At 46.1% G+C, this 22,303-nt stretch carries 14 protein-coding genes; 8 read left to right on the top strand and 6 right to left on the bottom strand.

The features are described 5' to 3' along the window. Positions 1–44: 44 nt before the first annotated feature. The gene (locus KCV26_01330) at positions 45–3,290 is read right to left on the bottom strand and encodes a PD40 domain-containing protein (protein ID WZX37063.1); all 3,246 of its coding nucleotides are present in this window, start codon (positions 3,288–3,290) and stop codon (positions 45–47) included. 195 nt (positions 3,291–3,485) lie between these two features. Continuing rightward, the gene (locus KCV26_01325; protein WZX37062.1) at positions 3,486–4,628 is read right to left on the bottom strand and encodes an iron-containing alcohol dehydrogenase; all 1,143 of its coding nucleotides are present in this window, start codon (positions 4,626–4,628) and stop codon (positions 3,486–3,488) included. Between the two features lie 399 nt (positions 4,629–5,027). Here KCV26_01325 and KCV26_01320 point away from each other — a divergent pair, with 399 nt between their 5' ends. The 4 genes from KCV26_01320 (at position 5,028) to ovoA (ending at position 10,357) form a co-directional block, all read left to right on the top strand. Further along, positions 5,028–5,594 (top strand): LemA family protein, encoded by a 567-nt coding sequence (locus tag KCV26_01320; GenBank protein WZX37061.1) that lies wholly within the window; start codon positions 5,028–5,030, stop codon positions 5,592–5,594. Then, a complete protein-coding gene (locus KCV26_01315; protein WZX37060.1) occupies positions 5,595–7,541 on the top strand; it encodes a DUF2207 domain-containing protein in 1,947 nt (648 codons plus the stop codon). A gap of 51 nt (positions 7,542–7,592) precedes the next feature. Next, positions 7,593–8,162, top strand: a complete 570-nt coding sequence (locus KCV26_01310; protein ID WZX37059.1) for a GNAT family N-acetyltransferase — start codon at positions 7,593–7,595, stop codon at positions 8,160–8,162. A gap of 71 nt (positions 8,163–8,233) precedes the next feature. Further along, positions 8,234–10,357, top strand: a complete 2,124-nt coding sequence (ovoA, locus tag KCV26_01305) for a 5-histidylcysteine sulfoxide synthase (protein WZX37058.1) — start codon at positions 8,234–8,236, stop codon at positions 10,355–10,357. Positions 10,358–10,391: 34 nt separating this feature from the next. Here the strand turns inward: ovoA and KCV26_01300 are convergent, their stop codons facing one another. The 4 genes from KCV26_01300 to gdhA form a co-directional block, all read right to left on the bottom strand. Next, entirely contained in the window at positions 10,392–10,847 is a 456-nt protein-coding gene (locus tag KCV26_01300) for a PEGA domain-containing protein (GenBank protein WZX37057.1), read from the bottom strand. Positions 10,848–10,946: 99 nt separating this feature from the next. Beyond that, complete coding sequence (locus KCV26_01295; GenBank protein ID WZX37056.1) at positions 10,947–13,814, bottom strand: PD-(D/E)XK nuclease family protein; 2,868 nt, start codon at positions 13,812–13,814, stop codon at positions 10,947–10,949. Positions 13,815–13,819: 5 nt separating this feature from the next. Further along, positions 13,820–15,067: an OFA family MFS transporter gene (locus KCV26_01290; GenBank protein ID WZX37055.1), complete on the bottom strand. Its 1,248-nt coding sequence runs from the start codon at positions 15,065–15,067 to the stop codon at positions 13,820–13,822. 134 nt (positions 15,068–15,201) lie between these two features. Further along, a complete protein-coding gene (gdhA, locus tag KCV26_01285) occupies positions 15,202–16,539 on the bottom strand; it encodes an NADP-specific glutamate dehydrogenase (protein ID WZX37054.1) in 1,338 nt (445 codons plus the stop codon). 331 nt (positions 16,540–16,870) lie between these two features. Here gdhA and trmB point away from each other — a divergent pair, with 331 nt between their 5' ends. The 4 genes from trmB to KCV26_01265 are packed head-to-tail and all read left to right on the top strand — an operon-like array spanning position 16,871 to position 22,300. Further along, on the top strand, positions 16,871–17,611 hold the full coding sequence (trmB, locus tag KCV26_01280) for a tRNA (guanosine(46)-N7)-methyltransferase TrmB (GenBank protein WZX37053.1): 741 nt from the start codon (positions 16,871–16,873) through the stop codon (positions 17,609–17,611). Positions 17,612–17,629: 18 nt separating this feature from the next. Next, on the top strand, positions 17,630–18,739 hold the full coding sequence (locus tag KCV26_01275; protein WZX37052.1) for an Mrp/NBP35 family ATP-binding protein: 1,110 nt from the start codon (positions 17,630–17,632) through the stop codon (positions 18,737–18,739). After that, a complete protein-coding gene (locus KCV26_01270; protein WZX37051.1) occupies positions 18,736–19,269 on the top strand; it encodes an NUDIX domain-containing protein in 534 nt (177 codons plus the stop codon). The genes KCV26_01275 and KCV26_01270 overlap by 4 nt, the downstream gene beginning before the upstream one ends. Before the next feature lie 37 nt (positions 19,270–19,306). Next, complete coding sequence (locus KCV26_01265; protein WZX37050.1) at positions 19,307–22,300, top strand: tetratricopeptide repeat protein; 2,994 nt, start codon at positions 19,307–19,309, stop codon at positions 22,298–22,300. Positions 22,301–22,303: the final 3 nt, after the last annotated feature.

Raw genomic sequence — 22,303 nt, 5'->3', positions numbered from 1 at the left:
CCTTGACTCAAGTTTTACTTTCTTATCTTCAATGGAACAGCCTGTCATTTAATTTCCGTTTCAATCCATTTCGACCTGTCGGGAGGAGCAGGTACGGAAACTGGTTTGCGTGGATTCTCTTTCAGTTCATTGAGCAGTACCTCCACGGCTTTTTCGATGCCGGGATCGTTACCTTTAGCCAACGCTTCGGGACGGTCAACCACCTCGATATCGGGATAAACCCCGATTCCTTCGATAATCCACTCGCCACTATTGTCATAAATACCGAAAATAGGTACGGAGATATAACCGCCGTCAACCAGGCCTGCGTTACCCGAAATGCCCACCAGTCCTCCCCAGGTACGCGTGCCGATAAGTTTCCCCTCTCCTGTTTTTTTAAAGAAGTAGGGAAAAGCATCTCCGCCTGACGATGAGTATCCGTTGATGAGCATAACCTTTGGCCCGTCGTGAGCGATTCCGGGTGTTTTCATCGGTTGGGGAAGCCCGTTGCGATGCCAGTAAACCAGTGTGCGGCGGTTGAGCAGGTCGATCATCCGGTCGGGGATAAACCCTCCTCCGTTGTAGCGGTCATCAATAATGAGGGCATCCTTATCGTTGTAGGAATACATCCCCCGGAAGAGCTCGCGGTTACCCTCGACAGCAGTGTTGGGCACGTGGATATAACCGATTTTCCCTCCCGAAAGTTTATTCACCAGGGCGCGGCGTTCATTTACCCAGTCCAGATAGCGCAGTTCGTGCTCGGAAGTAATAGTTTTCACGGTATGGGTTTTTGCTCCCGAAGCCGAAGGAGAGCTGTTTACCGTTAACTCCACATGCCTGTTGCCCCAATTTTCAAGCAATTCATACGGATTGTCATCGGTAGTGAGATTTTTACCGTTTATACTAATCAGGTAGTCACCTGCTTTTACGTCTATCCCATTTTCTGTAAGTGGCGAACGGCGGCTTTCATTCCAGTTTTCGCCTGCGTATATCTTCTTGATGACATATCGTTTAGCGGATAGGTCAGCTTCTAGTTCAGCCCCAAGCAATCCACCGTTTATCCGGTCGACCTTGGCAATGTCGCCCCAATCCACGTATGCATGTCCGGTATTGGTTTCACTCACGATTTCGTTCAGGATATAATCCAGGTCAAAGCGGCTGGGAACGTGTGGCAACAGGGCTCCGTACTCCTTTTGTATCCTTTCCCAATCCACTCCGTGCAGGTTACTCACGTAGAAATAGTCACGAAAAATGCGGAAAGCATCGGTGTAAATCTGGTCCCATTCTTTACGCGGCTCAATTTTCATCGTCAGGTTAGTCAAGTCGATTTTGTTAGCCCCGGCTTTTTGTCCGGCCTGGTTTTTTGCTACGGCATAATCACTGCCGGAGCGGTAAATGAACGATTTTCCATTAGCGCTCAGGGTTCCGTTGCCTGTACCGTCGAGGATCTCTTCCGTTTTTTCCTCGTTGATACGGTAGCGCATGATCTTATTGCCGGAAGTGTAGAGCAATCCTTCCTCCACTGCGCCTATGATGCGGTAATTCCCCGGTTGAACGGGTAACGCTACGATACGGTTCCGGATGTTCTCAAGGTCAATTTGAACGTTCAACGGCGGTTTGTTCTTGTTCCCGGATTGGACGGAATCGGTTTTTTCACCGCCAACAGGTTCCGTATCGTTTTTGTACTGGATTAGCGTTGTACCGTCGTTTCGCAACGGTATAGCGTAAATGCGTCCTGCGTTGTTGTATAGGTAGTCGAATTCGAAACTACTGAAAGCCAGGTTGAAGTCCCTGTTGGAGGTGAAGAAGAGAAACTTTCCGTCGCGGCTGAATGTCGGTTGTCCGTCGGAGAACGAAGCGTCGGTGATTTGATGCTTCTTGCTAGTAGAAATCTGGTACAGCCACAGTGCCGACTGATAGTTTGGTGATGATTTGCTGTAGGCTACCCAATCGCCGTCGGGCGAGAAGGAATAATCACGGATCTCTTCCGCCGATGCTTCGTCAATGACGGTCTGTTTACCGGAAACGGCATCCACCAGCCAAAGTTTGAGTGTGCGGTCGCTGTACACCAGTTGCTTGTTGTTTGGGGACCATTCTGCCGTATACTTCCAGGCTTTCGAACCTTTTGTCAATTGCCTGGGTTGAGCGCCTTTCTTGTTTTCGAGCAGGTACATTTCGTATTCGCCAGTGGCATCGGAATAGTAAACGATGTTGTTCCCGTCGGGTGACCATACCGGGAAAATTTCCCGTATGCCCTGTGTGCGGGTGAGGTTTTCGATTTCACCGTTCTCTACCGGAACGGAGAAGATATCACCCCTGGCATCGAACAGCGCACGCTTGCCCGATGGTGAAAGCGAAAAACTGCCCACGAAATCTTTCACGTTCTTGAAATAGGGCAATAGGTTGGGGTTGTCGTAGTTAATGGAGACGGATATTTTATCGGAAGTTCCCGAGGCGAGGTTGAGAACATAGAGATAACCGCCGTTCTCATACACCAGCTTTCCGTTACGGCCCGATGGCCACATCACATCGAAATCCTTGTGGTGAGTTATTTGCACGTTTTCCTTGTTTTGCGTATTGTATCGCCAGATATTCAGGCGTGTGTCCTGATCGGATGCGTAAAAAATATACTCTCCGTGCCACGTCGGCCACTGGTCGCTGCCAGCCCAATGCGTTATCTGTTGTGAGGTATGGTTCGTCAGGTCGTATGTCCACAGCTCAGTAGCACGGCCGCCTTTGTAACGTTTCCAGGTGCGGAATTCCCGGTCGACCGGAGTGAAGCAGAGCTGCAAACCGTCGGGCGATAATGTGGCAAAACCGCCGTTCACAATGGGTAGCGGCTCTTCCAAACCGCCGTTGATACTTACCGTGAAATATTTGCCGTTGCGTTCCCCGAAGGAGGTGCGGTTGGCACGGAAGAGAACACGTTTGCTGTCGGGTGTCCAGTCGAGCACCACATTGTCGAATCCACCCCGGGGTGGCATCACGCCTTCGGAATTGTAAAATGTGAGCTGGCGTGCTGTTCCACCTCCAGCGGGCATCACCCATATTTGGCGGTTTCCGGAATATTCTGCCGAGAAGGCGATCCATTTCCCGTCGGGAGAAATTTTCGGAAAAAGTTCGGTTCCCGCATGTGAGGTGAGTCGTCTGGCTTCGCCGCCCGTAGCTTGGACCGTCCAGATATCGCCGGCGTACACAAATGCAACCAGGTTCCCGTTAATGTCGGGATACCGCATCATGCGTGCATCATCTACTGCGGAAGCCCTGAAGATTAAAAGACTGACGGATAAAAAGAGGAGTAGTTTTTTCATTTTTTAATTACAGCAATTTTTTATAATCATTCCCAGAATTTATATTACTCAATTTTCGCAAGCATCAGTTTCTTAGTCTTGTACACTAGCAGCTAGATATTCAGCTTTTTTTTGCGGGAACCCATTCCGCGTGATCTTGCGTTAAAATCGAGCGTTAGTTCCAACTATAAAAGCTTGCGAAGCTTAAGTATAATATTATGAGCACGCCAGTAAAATTTCCCGTGCCACGTCGCCCGTCACGTTTTGGTTTTCACCGAACGCTACGCCACGGTCGTTAAATCGTTTGGCGATGGTTTCGATGGTTTCGTTACCGATGTTTTCTTCCGATAACCGGGTAGTCAGGCCCAGCGAACGGTAAAACTCTTCTGTTTTTTCGATGGCTTTGTCCACACGTTCCGGTTCACTACCCCCCGTTATTCCGAAAACACGCTCGCCGTACTGCAGGAGTTTTTCATGTTTTTGTTCTTTCAGTACACGAAGCGTGCCGGGCATCACAATCGCGAGCGAATGTCCGTGCGTAGTGCCATGCAGCGCAGTAAGCTCGTGTCCGATCTGATGCGTTGCCCAATCCTGCGAAATACCCATCCGGATAAAATCGTTGAGAGCCAGGGTCGCTGCCAGCATATAGTCGGCCATCAGGTCGTAATCACATGGGTTTTCCTTTATTTTCGGAGCAATCTCCATGATCGACAACAATACCCCTTCAGCCCACCTGTCCATCAGCCGTGATTGTCCCGGCGTGGTAAGGTATTGCTCCAGCACGTGCGTATAGGCATCGGCAAGTCCGCAAGCCACCTGGTGCTTGGAAAGGGAGTAGGTTACTTCCGGATCGAGGATGGAAAACTGCGGATAATCACCTCCGAAAGCAAATTTCTCCCGGGTTTCGGCGCGGGTGATAACGGCGCCACCGTTCATTTCCGATCCTGTTGCCGGTACAGTAAGGACGGATGCAAAAGGAATTTGTTTTTCAGCAACACCTTTCAGCACGATGTCCCATGCGTCTTCGTCCGATGCAATACCTGCGGCAATCAATTTTGTCCCGTCCAGCACGGATCCACCGCCTACGGCCAGCAGGTAATTGATGTTCTCGCTTTTTCCTACTTCGATGGCTTTTCGCAACGTTTCCACGTGCGGGTTGGCTTCGATTCCCCAAAATTCTATGAATTTTCGGCCTTTTAACGCGGCTTTCACTTGGTCATATATACCGTTTCGGGTGACGCTTCCGCCTCCGTAAGTGATCATCAGGTTGACCTCAGCTGGGATCAGTTCATTTAATCTGGCAATTTGTCCTTTCCCGAAAACTAGTTTGGTAGGGTTTCGAAAGATAAAATTTTTCATACGGTTATTCAGTTTTTTATTCGGTTGTAAATTTATTTGGGTGTTGTTTACTGCTCTACTGAATTTACTCAGTGGTATGGTGAACAATTCTGCAGATGTCAAAATTAAGAAAAAATATTTAACTGTTACTCGTTGAACAAGTGTAATTAATTTTTGTTTTTAAGAAAACATTCAGAAACTGTTTTGATTTTTTTATGTCCTGTTTTATGCCTATTTTGGGATGGATTTGGAGACATTTTCTCGCTATGGCCACAGCTCAAGCAAGCTTGGCTTTACCCATTTAACTTAACGAGAATGTTCATTTATTCCTTCCGGCTTGCGTTTGGGGTAACGATAGAGATTACAAAAATTTATATACCTTTATCGCATCAACTTAAAACCAATTAAATTATATCGATTATGGGAACAGGAATTGTTGTTTTAATAGTCCTCCTTGCCTTGGCGGTAATCTTTCTGTTTTATGGCATTTCAATCTACAACAGGCTGGTTAAGCTGAGAACACTTGTTGAAGAGGCGTGGAGCGGAATAAATGTACAGTTGAAGAAACGGTACGACCTCATTCCAAACTTGGTGGAAACGGTGAAAGGATATGCCACGCACGAGAGTGAGACCTTTAATAAGGTGACGCAGGCGCGTGCCCATGCAATGAGCGCAAAAGACCTGAAATCTCAGGAAACGGCAGAGAACGACCTGAACCGGGCATTGATGAATCTGCTGGCTGTTGCTGAACAATACCCCGATTTGAAAGCCAACGAAAACTTTATGCAATTGCAGCACCAGCTTAGCCTTATTGAATCGGATATCGAAAAGTCTCGCCGGTTCTATAACGGTTCTGTCCGTGATAAGAACATTGTTATCGATACATTTCCGAGCAACATAATTGCCGGGATGTTCAACTTTACCAAATCTCTTTTCTTTGAATTGGAAAACGAACAGGAGAAAACCGCTCCACAAGTGAAATTCTGAATGCAACGCGTTTTGTGTTTTCTTTTTACCGCGCTTTTCTTTTTGTCGAGTTTTGCTCAGGAAGAAAAGGTATATACGTTCCGTTCTGAAGTGAGGGTTGATACTTCAGGATACATTTCTGTCCGGGAAGATGTGCGTGTATATGTTAAAGGGGTAATTTTTAAGCGTGGGATCACCCGTGCCTTGCCGTTGATCCGATCCGACAAGGACGGGGACAAGGTGCCTGTGGATTACGATATCGAAAGCGTGAAAAGGGATGGGGAGCCGGAAAGTTTTTTTACCGAACGGGACGGGAGTGACAGGGTGATTTATGTTGGCAACAAGAATGTGCTTCTGGATAACGGTTGGCATGTATATACTCTTGACTACAAGACCGCCGGGCAAATCGGTTTTTTTGAAGGTTACGACGAGTTAACCTGGAATGTAAATGCGCTGTCGGATTATCCACTCGATACCGTAAGCGCCGTTATTCGGCTTCCCGAAGGTGCTAAAGTGTTGAGTTACCGTTGTTACACGGGTAGATACGGGTCGTCGGAGAGTAACTGCAGGGCCGACACGTTGCCCGATGGGTTGTTGTACCTGGAAGCTGTCAGTCTGGAACCGCAGGAAATGCTGACCGTCTCCGTTGGATTTACAAAGGGTATTGTTCGTCAGCCGGAGAGGCGGAAAAGCGGATACTCCAAACCTGTCCCGGACACTTTCTTCGATAAAAATGGGTTGCCCATTGTTAGTGCCCTTATTTTTTTATTGCTGTTTGCTTATTATTTCTTCACGTGGCGGAAATACGGAATTGATCCGCCGAAGCCTGTGGTAATTCCACAATTCTCACCGCCCGAAGGATTATCTCCCGCAAGCGTAGGTATGCTTTACAAAGAAAAATATTGGGATGACCTGATAACACCCTCCATTGTGAACCTGGCCGTAAAGGGATTTTTGCGCATTAAAGAAACCGAAAGGTCATCTTTCTTGAGGCGGAAAGACCGGGTCTATACGCTCATCAGGACGAAGAAAGACGATAATATGCTTCCCCGGGAAGAAAGCACGGTTCTGCAGAACCTTTTCAAGGATGAAGATGAAGTGGTGCTTGACGGGGAATATGATTCCGGCATAGCGAACCTGATGAATTCGTTCAGGGACGATCTCAACAAACAATACAAGCCGGTATTGAAAGAAGGTGCCAACCGTAAATTTATGGTGCTGCCCTGGATTATGCTGATCCTGTATTTCAGTTCTCTGCTGTACTTTGTGAGGTTTGAGCCCGCAGATCAGATCGGTACGTTTATAGCCGTTGCCTTGGTGTCCTTTCCCGTTGTGACACTTCTATTGCTGATTTTGCGGAGAATACTGAAGAAATCCAGAATCCGGTGGTTCGGTCTTGTCCTGGGAGCCGTATTGGTTGTCGGGTCGTTGAGCCTGTTGCTTTTCTTTTCTGGAAATTCCCTGTCGGTAAACGCTGTTGGATTTATTATTGGCCTCCCGCTTATAATCACTAGTTTTATAGCATATGGCTTTCTGATTAAGCGTCCGGGTGAACGGAAACTCTACCTCCAATCGCAGGTTGAAGGATTGAAAATGTATATGGATACGGCAGAAGAAAAGCAATTGCAGTTTTTTAATCCGCCAACGGTCACCCCTGAAATTTTCGAACAGTTATTGCCTTATGCCATCGCATTGGACATGGAAGATGTTTGGGGCGAGAAGTTTGAAAGCACGATATTAAGCTCTATGCAGCAGCCGCAACCCTACCAGCCGCCCTGGTATACGGGAACGGTTCTGCAGCCTGCCCGTTTTGGACATATGCTCAACAGCACCTTGTCGAATACCGTTAATCACGCAGCAACTCCTCCGCAGACATCCGGCTCAGGTGGTGGAAACTGGAGCAGCGGTTCTTTTGGCGGCGGTTTTTCTGGAATGGGCGGCGGCGGTGGCAGAGTCGGCGGCTGGTGATCCATCGAACAAGGTAGCTGGTTTGTTTGTTCAACAGTCAATCGTTGATTTATGAAAGAAGAAGCCTTGCAAATTCGTGTTTTTGGGTTGGATTTGTTCAATTATCCCAAGTTCAGGGAAAAGATCCTTGGTTTGTATGTAAACGCTTTTACGACAGGCGAACATGCTCAGTATATACCGCATGAATCAGCCGAAAGCACGCTGGATGAGATGCTCCGGAACGGTTGGGGGAATATGGCTTTTGCGGAAGGTAAACTGGCAGGTGTGCTGATCGCGTTTCCGTTGTCGTTTGACAGGGAATTTCCCCGTGATAGATGTCCGCAGGTTCCCGTTGAAACTTCCGTTTATATTGCTGAGGTAATGACGCATTCCGACTTTCGGGGAAAAGGAGTTGCCTCTGAACTGTTTGAAAGTTTTTTACAGCGGGTGAAAGATAACTATTCGGATGTGGTAATACGGGTCTGGGAGGAAAATAAGCCTGCCTTGTCGTTGTACGAAAAGTTGGGTTTCCAGCCCGTTGTGGACATAATACAGACGAAATATCGTTCTCAAAATGAGAAATTTGAAATGAGAAAGATCTATATGACGAAAGAAATAAGAAGACAGGAATTAAGAAGTTGAGAAGAGGAGAAGTCAAGAAGTCTAAAAGCGAAGCGGTCTGGGTTCCTGGTTCTATTAATCTGTTTAAAAAAATGAAAGAATTACTTACAAAAACAATTGACCTGCGTTCCGGTATGCCGGAAGAAAAGAGAAGGGAGATTCGGGAATATTTCCTGAAAACGTGGGCTGTGGACGAACTGCTTTATACGCAATTAAAGTCGGATGAAGTATTTTATCACCGGGGCGATCCCTTACGCCACATTATTCTGTTTTATCTGGGGCACACGGCTGTGTTCTTTATTAATAAACTTTTTTTGGGGAAGATTATCGATAGACGCATTAACCCGAAATTTGAGTCCATTTTTGCCATTGGCGTGGATGAGATGAGTTGGGACGACCTCGACAACAACCATTACGATTGGCCGCCTGTTTCCGAAGTACGTCATTACCGCGACAAAGCCAAAGAAGCCATACTTCGTATTATCGATACGGCTCCCTTGTTGCTCCCTATTGATTGGGAGAGTCCTTTCTGGATAATTATGATGGGAATTGAACACGAAAGGATTCACCTGGAAACATCGTCGGTACTCATCCGGCAATTGCCGTTGGATAAGGTGGTGTCGGATTTGTTTGGCAAACGTTGCCCGGAGACGGGAAGCGCTCCGCAAAATGAACTTGTCGATGTGGAAGGGGCGACGATGAAACTGGGGAAACCGAAGGATCATCCTTTTTACGGGTGGGACAACGAGTACGGAGATTATACCGAAGAGGTTGCCGGTTTTAAAGCGGCCAGATACCTGACTTCGAACCGGGAGTTTTTGGAATTCATGGAAGACGGAGGGTATGAAGCTGAAAAATACTGGACGGAAGAAGGATGGAGCTGGCGAAACTTTAAACAAGCAGAGATGCCGCTTTTCTGGCGAAAAGACGAGAACGGATACCGGTTACGGTTGGTTGCCGAAGAGGTGCTGATGCCGTGGAACTGGCCCGTTGAAGTAAACTACCTGGAAGCAAAAGCTTTCTGTAACTGGAAAAGTGAAAAAACCGGACAGGCCTACCGGTTGCCAACGGAAGCTGAATGGTACAGGTTGCATCAGGTATCGGGATTAAAAGACGTAATGGGGTGGGAGACTACGCCGGGAAACATTAATCTTGAATATGGCACGTCGCCCTGCCCGGTGGATAAATTCCAACAGGGCGATTTTTATGACGTGCTGGGAAATGTGTGGCAATGGACGGAAACACCAATCACCGGTTTCCCCGGTTTCAAGGTACATCCCTTGTACGATGATTTTTCCACCCCCACGTTCGATGGTAAACACAACCTGATAAAAGGGGGATCATGGATTTCTACCGGGAATGAAGCTACGTTGCATTCACGTTATGCTTTTCGCCGTCATTTTTATCAGCATGCCGGATTCCGTTACGTGCAATCGGATGCTCCGCTGAATATTCAAAGCGCTGATTACGAGACCGACGAAGAAGTTACGTTATCGTGCGAGAACAATTGGGGTGATGCGTATTCACAGGAAACGAATTTCTCGAAACGTCTTGCAGAAATAGTTGTGGATGTGGCGAAAGGAAAAACCGAAAGCCGGGTTCTCGACTTGAACGCTGATACCGGACGATTGGCTTTTGAACTGGCACAGTATTTCAATGATGTTACCGCGCTGGATTTCACTGCCCGCATGATTCGTATTCCCATTCAGTTGCAGGAACAGGGATACATGCGTTATACGATGAAAGACGAAGGGGAACTGGTCCATTTTCGCGATGTGGTCTTATCGGATTTCGGACTCGAAAAAGGAAAAGGGAGCCTTCTTTTTATGCAGGCCGATGCCATGAATCTGAAACCCAATTATACGGGATACGACATTATCGTTATGCCCAACCTGTTGGAGGAACTGAGTGATCCGGGCTTGTTTTTGTCGCACATTCACGAACGGGTGAACGATGGAGGTTATCTCGTTATTGTATCTTCTTATAACTGGGATCTGTTGAGGACGCAGCGCGAAAAGTGGCTGGGTGGATTTAAGAAGGACGGAGAACCTGTAACTACACTGGATGGATTGAAAGCGATACTCGGAAATCATTTTGGGATGGAACGTGAGCCGTTTGACATGGAACTCACCGTGAGAAAAACTTCCCGCATTACCGAAAACAGGGTATTGGAAACAACGGTGTGGAAGAGGAGAAAAAGAAAAGACAATCGGTGAGATTGTCTTTTCTTTTGTAAGTATATACTGAGGATTAATCTTTCAGCACACCGGAAATGTATTCATTTCCATTTGCATCTTTTACCAATCCCTTTTGTGCAGTTGTAATATTGTCGCTTCCTGTTAGTGAAGCATTTCCTGACGGAACCAACTCGTAAGTGCGTACAGGTTTATACTTCATGGTCCACAAAAACGGGAACAGGAAGAAAATCCCACCAATGATAGCTCCCACATCGGCATCTTCATTTCTGGAAAAAGCGGTATTCAGTGTTTCATAACCTTCTTTTTCTAATCTCACCTGCGTGCTACTTCCAACAATCTTGGTGTCGGTATGTGTGTATGGGGTAACCCCGGCATACTCGCCGTTGAGGTACACCTTTGCACCGCTTGGACTGGATTGAATAAGGGTGCTGCTGCTACAACTTGCAAATAAAATGGCTCCAGCCAACATCAACGAAATAGCTTTCGATAATAGTTTCGTTTTTTTCATTTTTGTTAAAATTTAAAATTTAAAACCAGAAAGTGTTATAGGGCAAAAGTAGTTATTTTAATCCAAAAAAGGACAGGAAGGAAAACAGAATAATTTCCGTTATCTTCTGCAAATATCCTTAAATGCGCACCATTCGCAGTTTTTTTCGTTTTGTGTTTGGACGAAAGGAATGTCTTTATCGAAGATTTCTTCTAGAAAAACATTTAATTTTTCAGTAAACGCGGATAAATAAACCGAAATATCGGTGATGGGCTCCCCTGCAAAGGTAATGGCCGGGTTGTGTTCCCTGAAAATATTCCTCAGGTAATAAACGGCAGGAGAAACCGGTAATGGACTGTTATAAAAAAGTGCATAAATAAAAACCTGCAATATCTGGTAGGGGCGATTAACTTTGGTGTTGTCGAAAAGCTGTTCAATATTCCTGAAATTTAATTCGCCTTTCCCCGATTTATAATCAATAATGCGTAATCTCCCGGCTACCTTATCTATCCGGTCGATACTTCCTTTTATATTTACCGATAAATCACCTGAAACCTGGTGGATTGACCTGAAAACGAATTCCGAATCCACATACTCAAACGGTGTGAACGATGTGTCGAACCGAAGAGTCTGCTTTACATAATCGCGCAGAATTTCTCCGATCAGGAAATGATGCCCCGTGAGTGCGCGTGGTTTATCTTTTTGCTTGAAATAATGTTCGGCAAAAGATCGCTCAATCAGGTCGGTCAGGTAATCATCGTTTTGGATTATGGCGTTCAATGTATCCGGCAGGACCGACTTGCCCCTGTAACGGTTGTAAAGGTGCTGCATAATGGCATGATACATGGTGCCGAATACATCGGACTCTACCGACTCCTGCACTTCCTTTTCTTCGGATAGTCTTTCAACGGCAGAAAAATAAAATTGCAAGGGGCAATTGATATAATTGTTGATGAGTGAAGCAGATAAGCTGGCGTCGCCGCCGGCACGAAATTTCTGTAGCTTACGCATCACTTCGGGTGTTTTCTCAACCGAGACCGGAGAAACATGAGGGGCCGAAACGTTGTAGGAAACTACGCTTTCTTTCAGATGAAAGTGCTGGCTGTATAAGTATTTCAACTGATAAAAATAGCGGCTAACCTCACCCGTCTGCATCTCTTCTGTGCGTGTGTCGTAGAGGAGGAAAATGCGTTTAGCGCGGCTTATCATCCGGTAGAAATGGTAAGCATATGTGCTGTCCTGGTGCTCGTAAGTTGGTAAGTCAAAAGCTTTACGGAGGGTGTAAGGAACAAAAGAGTTGGTGGCGTTTTTAAGTGGAAAAACACCTTCGTTCATGGATAGAATGATCAGGTTTTCGAAATCTATCACGCGCGTTTCCAGTACTCCCATCACTTGCAAACCCGATAACGGCTCGCCGGAAAATGATACGCTGAGGTTTTCAGTTAATCGCTTAAATAAACGGAAATAGGTGTCAATCGACATGTTTTGCACAGATGATAACGTATCCTGCAGGCGGGTTATCGATTTGTAATACTGGACAATAAATTCCCGTTCAAGGTCAATGGAACGTGTGTCGCCCGTAAATCCCCCTTCATCCGGGTGCTTCTCGGAAGTCAGGTGTCGGTAAATTTCCGATAATATCGATTTCAGGTATTCTCCGATTTTTGTCCAATCCATTATGGGTGAGAAGATAAGCTTCAGGAAGGGATGCGTGCCAAGCTCGGAAACCGTAAGGATAACACGGTTGTGTTGTTGGATATAGGCTTTCAACTCCTCGGTTTCGGATGGTGCTATCCGGGTCACCAGGGGATGATTGAGCACCGACAGTACGAACCGGAAATAAAACGCCGTTTCGCCATCCATTGTCCTTGTGTTGTGGTGCAGCCGGGCAATGCTTTCCGTCAGGCTTGCTACGGATGAATGTTGCAACGAATACCCCATCGTGACATTTATCTTTTCGATTTCCTGAGGGATGGAATAGAGGACGGGCAGTAACAGGTTTTCGTCGGGAAGGACTATCGCCGTGTTTAATCCGGCATTGGACCCGGTAATGCTCTTGTTATTGAGCAGTTGTGAAAGCAGACGGTTCACAGTTTTTGCCTGCCCCACGCCGGAAGGAATGCCGATAAGGTTTATGTCGGGCTTTTCCGCATTCGGAATGCCTGAGCCGAATTCCAGTTTTGAAGGGAAGCGCGACAGGTTTTCCTGAATCCACCGCGATGAACGGTTTTTTTTATCGCGAACCAACGGAGATTCGTAATCCCAGTAAAAATCGGCAACACCCCTGTTCCTTAGGTACTTCATCAATTCTACTTCGGTAGGTGTGAGTGCGTTCAATCCGACAAAAACCAGTTCAGAAAAAGGCAGTTCAATGTCTTCTTTTTCTTTTGCCCTTTCTGCCACCTCTCTGAACAACATTCCCTCGTAAGCGTATCCTTTCTTGTGTAGGGTTTCGCGAAAGGCCGTGTACAACTCAAACAGAATCTGCCAAGTCTCCATAAATTCCTGCTTGGTCTCATTGCCTTCGTAGGGCATAAAAGCAGTCCAAAACCGGCGTATAGCGTTAATCTGTTCAGGGGTAAGGTAGGACAGGTCGTCATCCATCGATTTCAGGTTGTGGATGTTTCTGAACAATTGCCGGGCATCTGCCAGGTGTTTGTCCACATCGTTGAAATCGTTAAGCAATATCTCTCCCCAATAGAGGAAATCATCAAAAAGCTCTTCAGACCTTCCGATACGAATGTATTGTTCATAAAGCATTACCAGCATTTCTGTCTTGTCGGCGGTCCGGTAGGCGGAAAGCGATTCAAACAGTTCCTGGATGGTAATTATCCGGGGAGAAAAAACCGGTTTCCCTGCAATTTCAGCCAGGTATTTCTGAAAGAAAACCCCCGCACGTTTGTTCGGGAAAACGAACGACAGTTTATATATCTCATTTTCGTATTTGGAATAGAATGCTTGTGCTATGCGGAGGAGGAAGGGGGTCATGTTTTTTAATTTTCAAGATTTATGACGTCTTTTCTTCGATACAAAAAACTGGTGAAAAAACCGACAATCAACAGCCCTCCGCCCACAACAAAGGCAAACAAGCCGGCCTTCTCTGCATAGTTGTCTTTCATGAAAGCCACGATTTGCGGGCCAATAATTCCGCCCATACTCCACGCGGTAAGGAATGCGCCATACAGCGAAGGCATCAATTTACTTCCGTACATATCTTTTGTCAACGATGGCAAGACGCCAAACCCGCCACCGTAACATAACAACACAATGCAAACCAGAACAGAGAAAACAACCGGATGATGAACGAGAATAAGCAATCCGAAAATCACCGCCTGTAATGCCAGTAGAATCCGGAAAGTATACATCCTGCCTATTTTGTCGGAGATACTGCCCCAGGCAAATCGGCCCATGCCGTTGAAAACAGAACTGACAGCAATAAGCGTAGCGCCCGCAGCGGCCAGAGAAGCCATCGTTTCACCGTCAGAAAAGTTTGTACCGTCGGACATCCGCATTTTTAGTATATCTTGTAACAGAGGTGATTGAAAAGATATAAAAATCATTCCCGCTACAATATTTATCGTAAAAATTAACCAGACAACGATAAACGGTTTGCTTTGGATATGCCGGGCAATAGAGATTCTCTCCAGCTTCTTTTCATGGGTTTTATCCGGTTTGGGTAGTTGCAGAAACGATGCCAGAACAGGAATCAACACGATCATTACCGCTCCAACATAATAAAATGTAGTACTCAAATTCCCATCCGATAGTCGAAGTAAAAGGGGGGCTAAAAACTTGGACATTACCAATGCTCCGAAGCCAAACCCCATTACTACCATCCCGGTTGCCAACCCCTGTTTGTGAGTAAACCACGCAGAGACAGTTGCCACAGGGGCAACATAAGCTAATCCCAATCCTATTCCTCCCATGATTCCAAACCCGAAATAGAGTAAAAACAGGTACCGGTGGGCAAGTGCGAAACCCGAAACAAGGTATCCAAAGGCGTAAAGCGCTCCGCCGATCATTGACAATCTGCGTGGACCATAGACCGACATTTTGTTTCCAGCCCAGGCGGAGGTAACTCCCAGCATAAAAATGGATAAACTAAATGCCCAGGCAGTCTGAGCGTTGTTCCAGCCTGCAGATTCACTTATGGGATTTTGAAAATAACTCCAGGCATAAACAGTTCCCAACAACAAGTGCGTGAAAGTTCCGGTGACTGCAATCAGCCATTTTTTGCTCATGATAATGTCCGTTCACTGATAAAAGACAAAGATAAGAAATAATAGAAAAAGGTTAGCCGGTTTACGCAAAAAAGCCGCAAGGCTAAATCCTTACGGCTCTTCTGCGGTTTTCAAATAGTATTAATGATGTATCTTTATAATACGCCCTGAGCCATCATGGCATCGGCTACCTTCATAAAGCCGGCAATGTTTGCACCTTTTACGTAATTGATGTAATTATCCTCTTTTCCGTGTGCAACACACTGATCATGGATCTCGCTCATGATCTGATGCAGCCACTTGTCCACTTCTTCGTTTGTCCAGGAGATGTGCATGGCGTTCTGCGTCATTTCCAATCCGGAACAGGCTACTCCTCCTGCGTTTACTGCTTTTCCGGGGCCGAACAAAATTTTGTTTTCGATAAAGAAGTCAACCGCTTCGGCCGTACAGCCCATGTTGGAAACTTCAGCAACGAGTGTAACACCATTTTGTTTTAGTCTTTTTGCATCTTCCAGGTTCAGTTCGTTCTGAATGGCACAAGGCAATGCTATATCCACTTTGCATTCCCAAGGTTTCTTGCCCGGGAAGAACCTGGCATTTGGGTACTCTTCGGCATAAGGTGCCACCACATCGTTTCCCGAATTGCGAAGTTCCAGCATATAATTGAATTTTTCGGGTGTGTTGATACCGTCTTCATCGTAGATATAGCCGTCGGGGCCTGAGATGGCAACCACCTTGGCACCTAGTTCGGTGGCCTTCATCGTAGCTCCCCAGGCAACGTTGCCAAAACCTGAAACAGCAACCGTTTTGCCCTTCAAATCGATTTTGTGGGTCTCACACATCTGATTCACGAAATACAAGGCCCCAAACCCGGTAGCTTCGGGACGAAGACGCGATCCACCAAACGAACGCCCTTTTCCAGTGAATGTTCCCGTATGTTCCCGGGCTAATTTTTTGTACATTCCGTACATGTATCCCACTTCGCGTCCACCAACTCCAATATCGCCGGCAGGAACGTCGGTGTCGGGGCCTAAATCGCGCCAGAGTTCGGTTACAAAAGCCTGACAGAAACGCATGATCTCCGCTTCAGAACGCCCTTTAGGAGAAAAGTCCGATCCGCCTTTTCCACCACCCATAGGTAATGTAGTTAGTGCGTTTTTAAATGTTTGTTCGAATCCTAAGAATTTCAGTGTAGATAACGTGACGGAAGGATGGAAGCGAATACCTCCTTTATAAGGGCCTATGGCTCCGTTAAACTGAACGCGATAACCAATGTTTACATGAACTTTTCCGTTGTCGTCCACCCAAGGCACTCTGAAAGTGAAAATCCGGTCAGGCTCCACAATTCTTTCTACAATTCCTGCCTTCTCAAATTCAGGATGTTGATTGTAAACGTCCTCTATAGAAGTTAAAACTTCTTTTACTGCCTGAAGATATTCGGCCTCGCCGGGATGCTTAGCCTCAAGTTGTGTCATTATGTCATTTACTTTCATAATATAAAGAGTATTTTATAGTAATCCGCTTGACAAAGGTAAGTAATAAATTGAAACTTTATCACTTTTTTCAAAAAAAAATATTGAGATAAGATAAAAAGTATTCTTTCAAAATAGGCTGTTTTACTTTGTTAATAATCAACTGTATAGTAAAATAATAAATAACAGGAAAAAAGATTTGGATTGATGAAGTTTATTGAAATAAGGCCAATAGATTGTTTGCATCGCTTACAATTTCATACTGGAAATGGATGGTTGTTTACGGGGATGTATTGTCGTATTTAAAGTTAAATTTGTATTTTTGTATATAGAAATATGGAGAAAACCGAAAATGGGAAAAAATAAATTATCGAAGTTTGCGGATATGGCGACCTATCCGAACGTTTTTCAATATACTTTCTCTACATTACAAAATGGCGGTTTCCCACTTAAGGGGAAATGGAAAACGGATTATTTTCGAAACGATAACCCTGTAGTACTCGAGCTCGGTTGCGGAAAGGGAGAATATACGGTAGGACTGGCACAGTTCTACCCTGAGAAAAATTTTATAGGAATTGACATCAAAGGTGCCCGGATGTGGTCCGGAGCAAGACAGGCTTTGAGCGAAAACCTGACGAATGTCGCTTTCTTGCGGACTCATATCGAACTGATTCGCCATTTTTTTGCCGAAAATGAAGTATCGGAAATCTGGATCACTTTCCCTGATCCGCAGATGTCCAAGATCAATAAACGGCTTACTTCCACTCGCTTTATGAACACCTACAGTCAAATTCTTGCGGATAAAGGCGTGATTCATCTCAAAACTGACAGTAATTTCCTCTACATCTATACCAAAGCCATGATCGAAGAAAACGGCCTGGCGGCTTTAGCGGATACCGATGATTTATACCGATCCGGGACTAACGATAAAGTATTAAATATTCAGACTTTTTATGAACAACAATGGCGTTCGCGCGGTTTAAGCATCAAATACATCCGTTTCCTGTGCCCAAGAAAAGATAACTGGACGGAACCGGATATCGAAATTGAAAAAGACGAATACCGCAGTTTCGGCCGTGATGCTCAACTATAAAATTTTAAACAAAATAGTATGGCTATATATCCTCAATTAATTATCGACGCACTGAAAAATGTGCGTTACCCGGGAACGGGGCAAGATATTGTTTCTGCTGGAATGGTGGAAGACGATATCCGCATTGACGGAATGAAAGTGAGTTTCTCACTCATCACTGAAAGACAGAACGATCCGTTTGTTAAATCGCTGGTAAAGATGGCGGAACAGGCAATTTTAACATATGCCGACCCGAAGATCCAAATCAAAGGGAATATTTCAGTAAAGTCGAAACAGGCACCGCGGCCTGCATTGCCTGATCTGTTGCCCGATGTAAAAAACATTGTTGCCGTGGCATCTGGAAAAGGCGGTGTCGGTAAAAGTACCGTATGTACTAACTTAGCTATTGCACTGGCTCAAAAAGGATACAAAGTAGGGTTGCTCGATGCCGATATTTTCGGGCCATCGGTTCCCCGGATGCTTGGTGTTGAAGATGTGCCCGTTTACACTGAAAAAATGGAAGGGCGCGACTTGATCGTTCCCGTGGAGAACTATGGGGTTAAAATGCTTTCCATCGGTTTCTTTGTCAAGAAGGAAGATGCCGTGGTTTGGCGCGGAGCAATGGCCAGCAACGCACTTAAACAACTCATCACTGATGCTGACTGGGGCGAACTGGATTATTTCCTGATCGATTTTCCGCCTGGGACAAGCGATATTCATTTAACACTGGTACAAACCGTACCCATTACCGGAGCCGTTATCGTAAGTACCCCGCAGGAAGTGGCGCTGGCCGATGCTCGTAAGGGAATCAGTATGTTCACGGGTGAGAAGGTGAATGTCCCCATCCTGGGTTTGGTCGAGAACATGGCGTGGTTCACCCCTGCTGAACTACCTGAAAATAAATACTACATCTTCGGAAAAGACGGTTGTAAGCAACTGGCGGAACAAAATGGGTATGCATTGTTGGGGCAAATCCCTATCGTACAGTCCATTCGTGAGGGTGGCGACGATGGACAGCCCGTGGCTCTTCAGTCCGACAGTATCACCGGCATGGCTTTTGCCCGGCTTGCCGACAATGTGGTGGAAGCGGTGGAAAAACGGAACCGTGAATTACCGAAAACAGGGATTGTGGAGATATCGAGGAAATGAAACACCCCCTGCATCAATTTCACTTCTGTCCCGAATGCGGTTCAGGAAACTTTTCCGAAAACAACTTAAAATCGAAAAAGTGTACGGACTGCGGATTTACCTATTATTTTAATTCATCGGCTGCTGTTGTGGCAATAATTGAAAATGAGAAAGGTGAAGTGCTAATTGCCCGGAGAGCAAAAGATCCGGCAAAGGGCACTTACGACCTGCCCGGCGGATTCGTAGACATGTATGAAACGGCTGAAGAGGCTATTGCCCGGGAAGTTCGGGAAGAAACAGGGTTGTTGATAACTTCGTCTAAGTACCTTTTTTCAATTCCGAATATTTACGTATATTCGGGTTTTGAAGTGCATACGATGGATCTGTTTTTCCAGTGTAAGTCGCTTGATGATAGTGTGATGACTCCTATGGATGACGTGTCGGATCTACTTTTTATCGATAAAAGGGAGCTTCGTCCGGCTGACTTCGGACTGATTTCAATCCGTAAAGGAATTGAAAAAATATTAGAAGATGTTAGAATTAGAAAGTAGAAAATCAGAGAGAAATCTCAGTGTAACAAAGCAATATATGAAAAAAACAATCTTCGTGCTATTTTTTGCCCTTGCAACACACCTGACAATGGCGCAGCGGACAGTCTACCACCATCAGCCCGGGAAGCTTTTCAACCAGGGTAAAGAGATGTTTCTAGAAGGAAACTATACAGGTGCCCAGGATTTGTTGTCGCAATTTATCACGGAAAGCACCGACCGTTTGCTCATCGAAGAAGCAAAATACATGATGGCTGTTTCGTCTTTTTATAAAGGGGTGAAAAACAGTGGTGAGCGAATGAAGGAGTACCTGGATGAATACCCCGAAAGCATCTACCATCATCAGGTGAAATTTCTGATCGGTTCATACCATTTCGACGAAAAAGACTGGAAGCTTGCCCGGTTTTGGTTTGACCAGGCTGACCTGGATTACCTGAAACCGTCGGAGCAGGAAGATTTTAGCTTTAGGAGCGCTTATGCAAACCTACAGCTTGACAATAAAGATGAAGCCTACCGGCTTTTTGGATTGCTTTCGCAGAACAGCAAGAAATACCGCAATGCCGGAAATTTCTACGCCGGATATATCGATTACACGAACGGTAACTACGATGCCGCTTTACGTCGTTTTGAAGGGTTGCGGAACCATCCCGAATTCGGAGAGCAGGTTGCTTTTTATTCCGCACAATCCACCTTCTTCAACAACAAACTGGATGAAGCTATCCGCCTCGCGGATTCATTCCTGAAAGCTTATCCGCGCAGTGAGCACAATACTGAAATGTATCGGGTTCTGGGTAACAGCCATTACCGCCAGGGAAGAGCAACTACTGCCATTCCCTATTACGAAAATTATTTCGGCAGCACTGCCCGTCCACTTCGGGGAGATGCCTATTTCATGGGACTTTCTTACATGGAAGCACGAAGATTCAACGAAGCTGTGCAAATGTTTCAAAAAGCAGTTGGAGAACGGGATGCGCTTACGCAAAACGCTCAGCTGCAAATTGGGCAGGCCCAGTTGAAATTAGGACAAAAACAGCAGGCACAAATGGCATTTGAAGCAGCTTCGCGCGATAATTTCGACCCGCAGGTACGCGAAACCGCCATGTTTAACTATGCGTTGCTGGCGCACGAAACCAACTTCTCTGTTTTTAGTGAATCCATTGCGCTTTTCGAAAACTTTCTCAAAGAGTTCCCAAATTCTCCATATACCGATCAGGTGAACGATATTCTGGCCGAAACTTTCCTAACCACCAAGGATTACCAGGCTGCCCTTGCAGCCATCAACCGCATATCCAGGCCCGGTCGCCGTATTTTGGAAGCAAAGCAAATGGTGCTTTTCCAGTTAGGAGCACAGGAGTTTATCAATGGAGACATGAACGCTGCCGTCCAACATTTCAACAACAGCATTGCACTGGGAAATTACGATGCTAAAGCTCGTAACAATGCCTATTACTGGCGTGGGGAGGCCTACTATCGCATGGCTAACTACCCGAATGCAGCGTCAGACTTTCAGGCATTCACTCAAAACGCATCGCCGGCAGATGAAAACTATGCCATGGGTTGGTACAACCTGGGTTACACCCGGTTCAAACAGAATCAATATTCGTCGGCTGTTACTGCTTTCCAGCAATACATCTCGGCGGAGACTAACAGAAACCGGACAGAATATGCCGATGCACACAACAGGATTGGGGATAGCTACTATTACAACCGGAGCTTTGCAGAAGCCGAGCGATTTTATACTACAGCCGCGACCATCAACCCTTCAGCAGCTGACTATGCGGCGTACCAAAAAGCATTTGTGATGGGATTGCAGCGCAATTACCAGGGAAAGGCAGATGCGCTGGACGATTTGATGCGCCGTTATCCCCAATCCCAGTATTTCGATGATGCGCTTTATGAAAAAAGCCGCGCTTTGGTGATGATGAGCCGTGAGAACGAAGCCATAAATGTTTTACAGCAGTTGGTGTCCGGCTATCCCAACAGCGCTTTGTCGAGCCAGGCAGGTATTCAGCTGGGGCAGTTGTATTACAACGGTGGAAATTATCAGAACAGTATATCGACATATAAAAATGTAATTTCGAAATTTCCCGGCACAGACGATGCGAAGACAGCTCTTTTGTCGCTCGAGACCGTTTACAGTGAACTCAACGATATTCAGTCTTACGTGAATTATGCCAATTCGTTGCCGGGCGGAATGCGCATCACTGTGTCGCGGCAAGATTCACTCACTTATCTGGCAGCAGAAAGTGTCTATATGCGTGGCTCAAAAGTGGAAGCGGAATCGGGCATGCAACGCTACCTGCAAAGTTATCCCAACGGTGCATACCATACCGATGCCAACTATTATCTGGGCGTTTTGGCCGATGAGAAAGGCAACAAGCAACAGGCGGCAACCTATTTCAGGAAAGTAGCAGATGCCAACAGTGCCAAGTATCTCGACGATGCGCTGATCTATGTGTCCGCCATCGAATACAACAACGGAAACCTCAACCAGGCACTGGCAGATTATTCCAGACTGGCTAACTCGGCCCGGAATCAGAGCAGTCAGCAAACGGGACAGATGGGTGTTGTCCGTACACAGTACCGGTTGAAAAGTTTTCACGAAGCCGCTCGTGCAGCAACTGCTTTCCTGGCTAATGCCAATCTGTCGCCTGAAGTAACTGCAGAAGCCCGGTACCTGCGTGGAAAATCACTACAGCAAGTCAACGAGGTGGAAAAGGCGATGGACGATTTCCAATCGCTGGCACAAGACACACGAAACATTTACGGTGCGGAAGCGCAATTTATACTTGCCGACACGTATTACCGGTGGAAGTCGTACGACAAGGCAGAGTCACAGGTGAAATCGTTTATGCAAAAAGGAACGCCGCACCAGTACTGGATGGCGCGTGCACTGATTGTCCTGTCGGATACATACAGAGCCAAAGGCGATAATTTTCAGGCCAGACAATACCTTGAAAGCCTGAAAAACAACTACAAAGGCTCCGAAGCCGATGTTCAGCAAATGATAAACGAAAGACTAAGTAATTTATAATTC

Origin of the sequence: Petrimonas sulfuriphila, assembly GCA_038561985.1 — a bacterium.
GTDB classification, from domain to species: Bacteria; Bacteroidota; Bacteroidia; order Bacteroidales; family Dysgonomonadaceae; genus Petrimonas; species Petrimonas sulfuriphila.
Note: the sequence above shows the minus strand (reverse complement) of the source record. Positions and strands in the feature narration are given on the sequence as shown.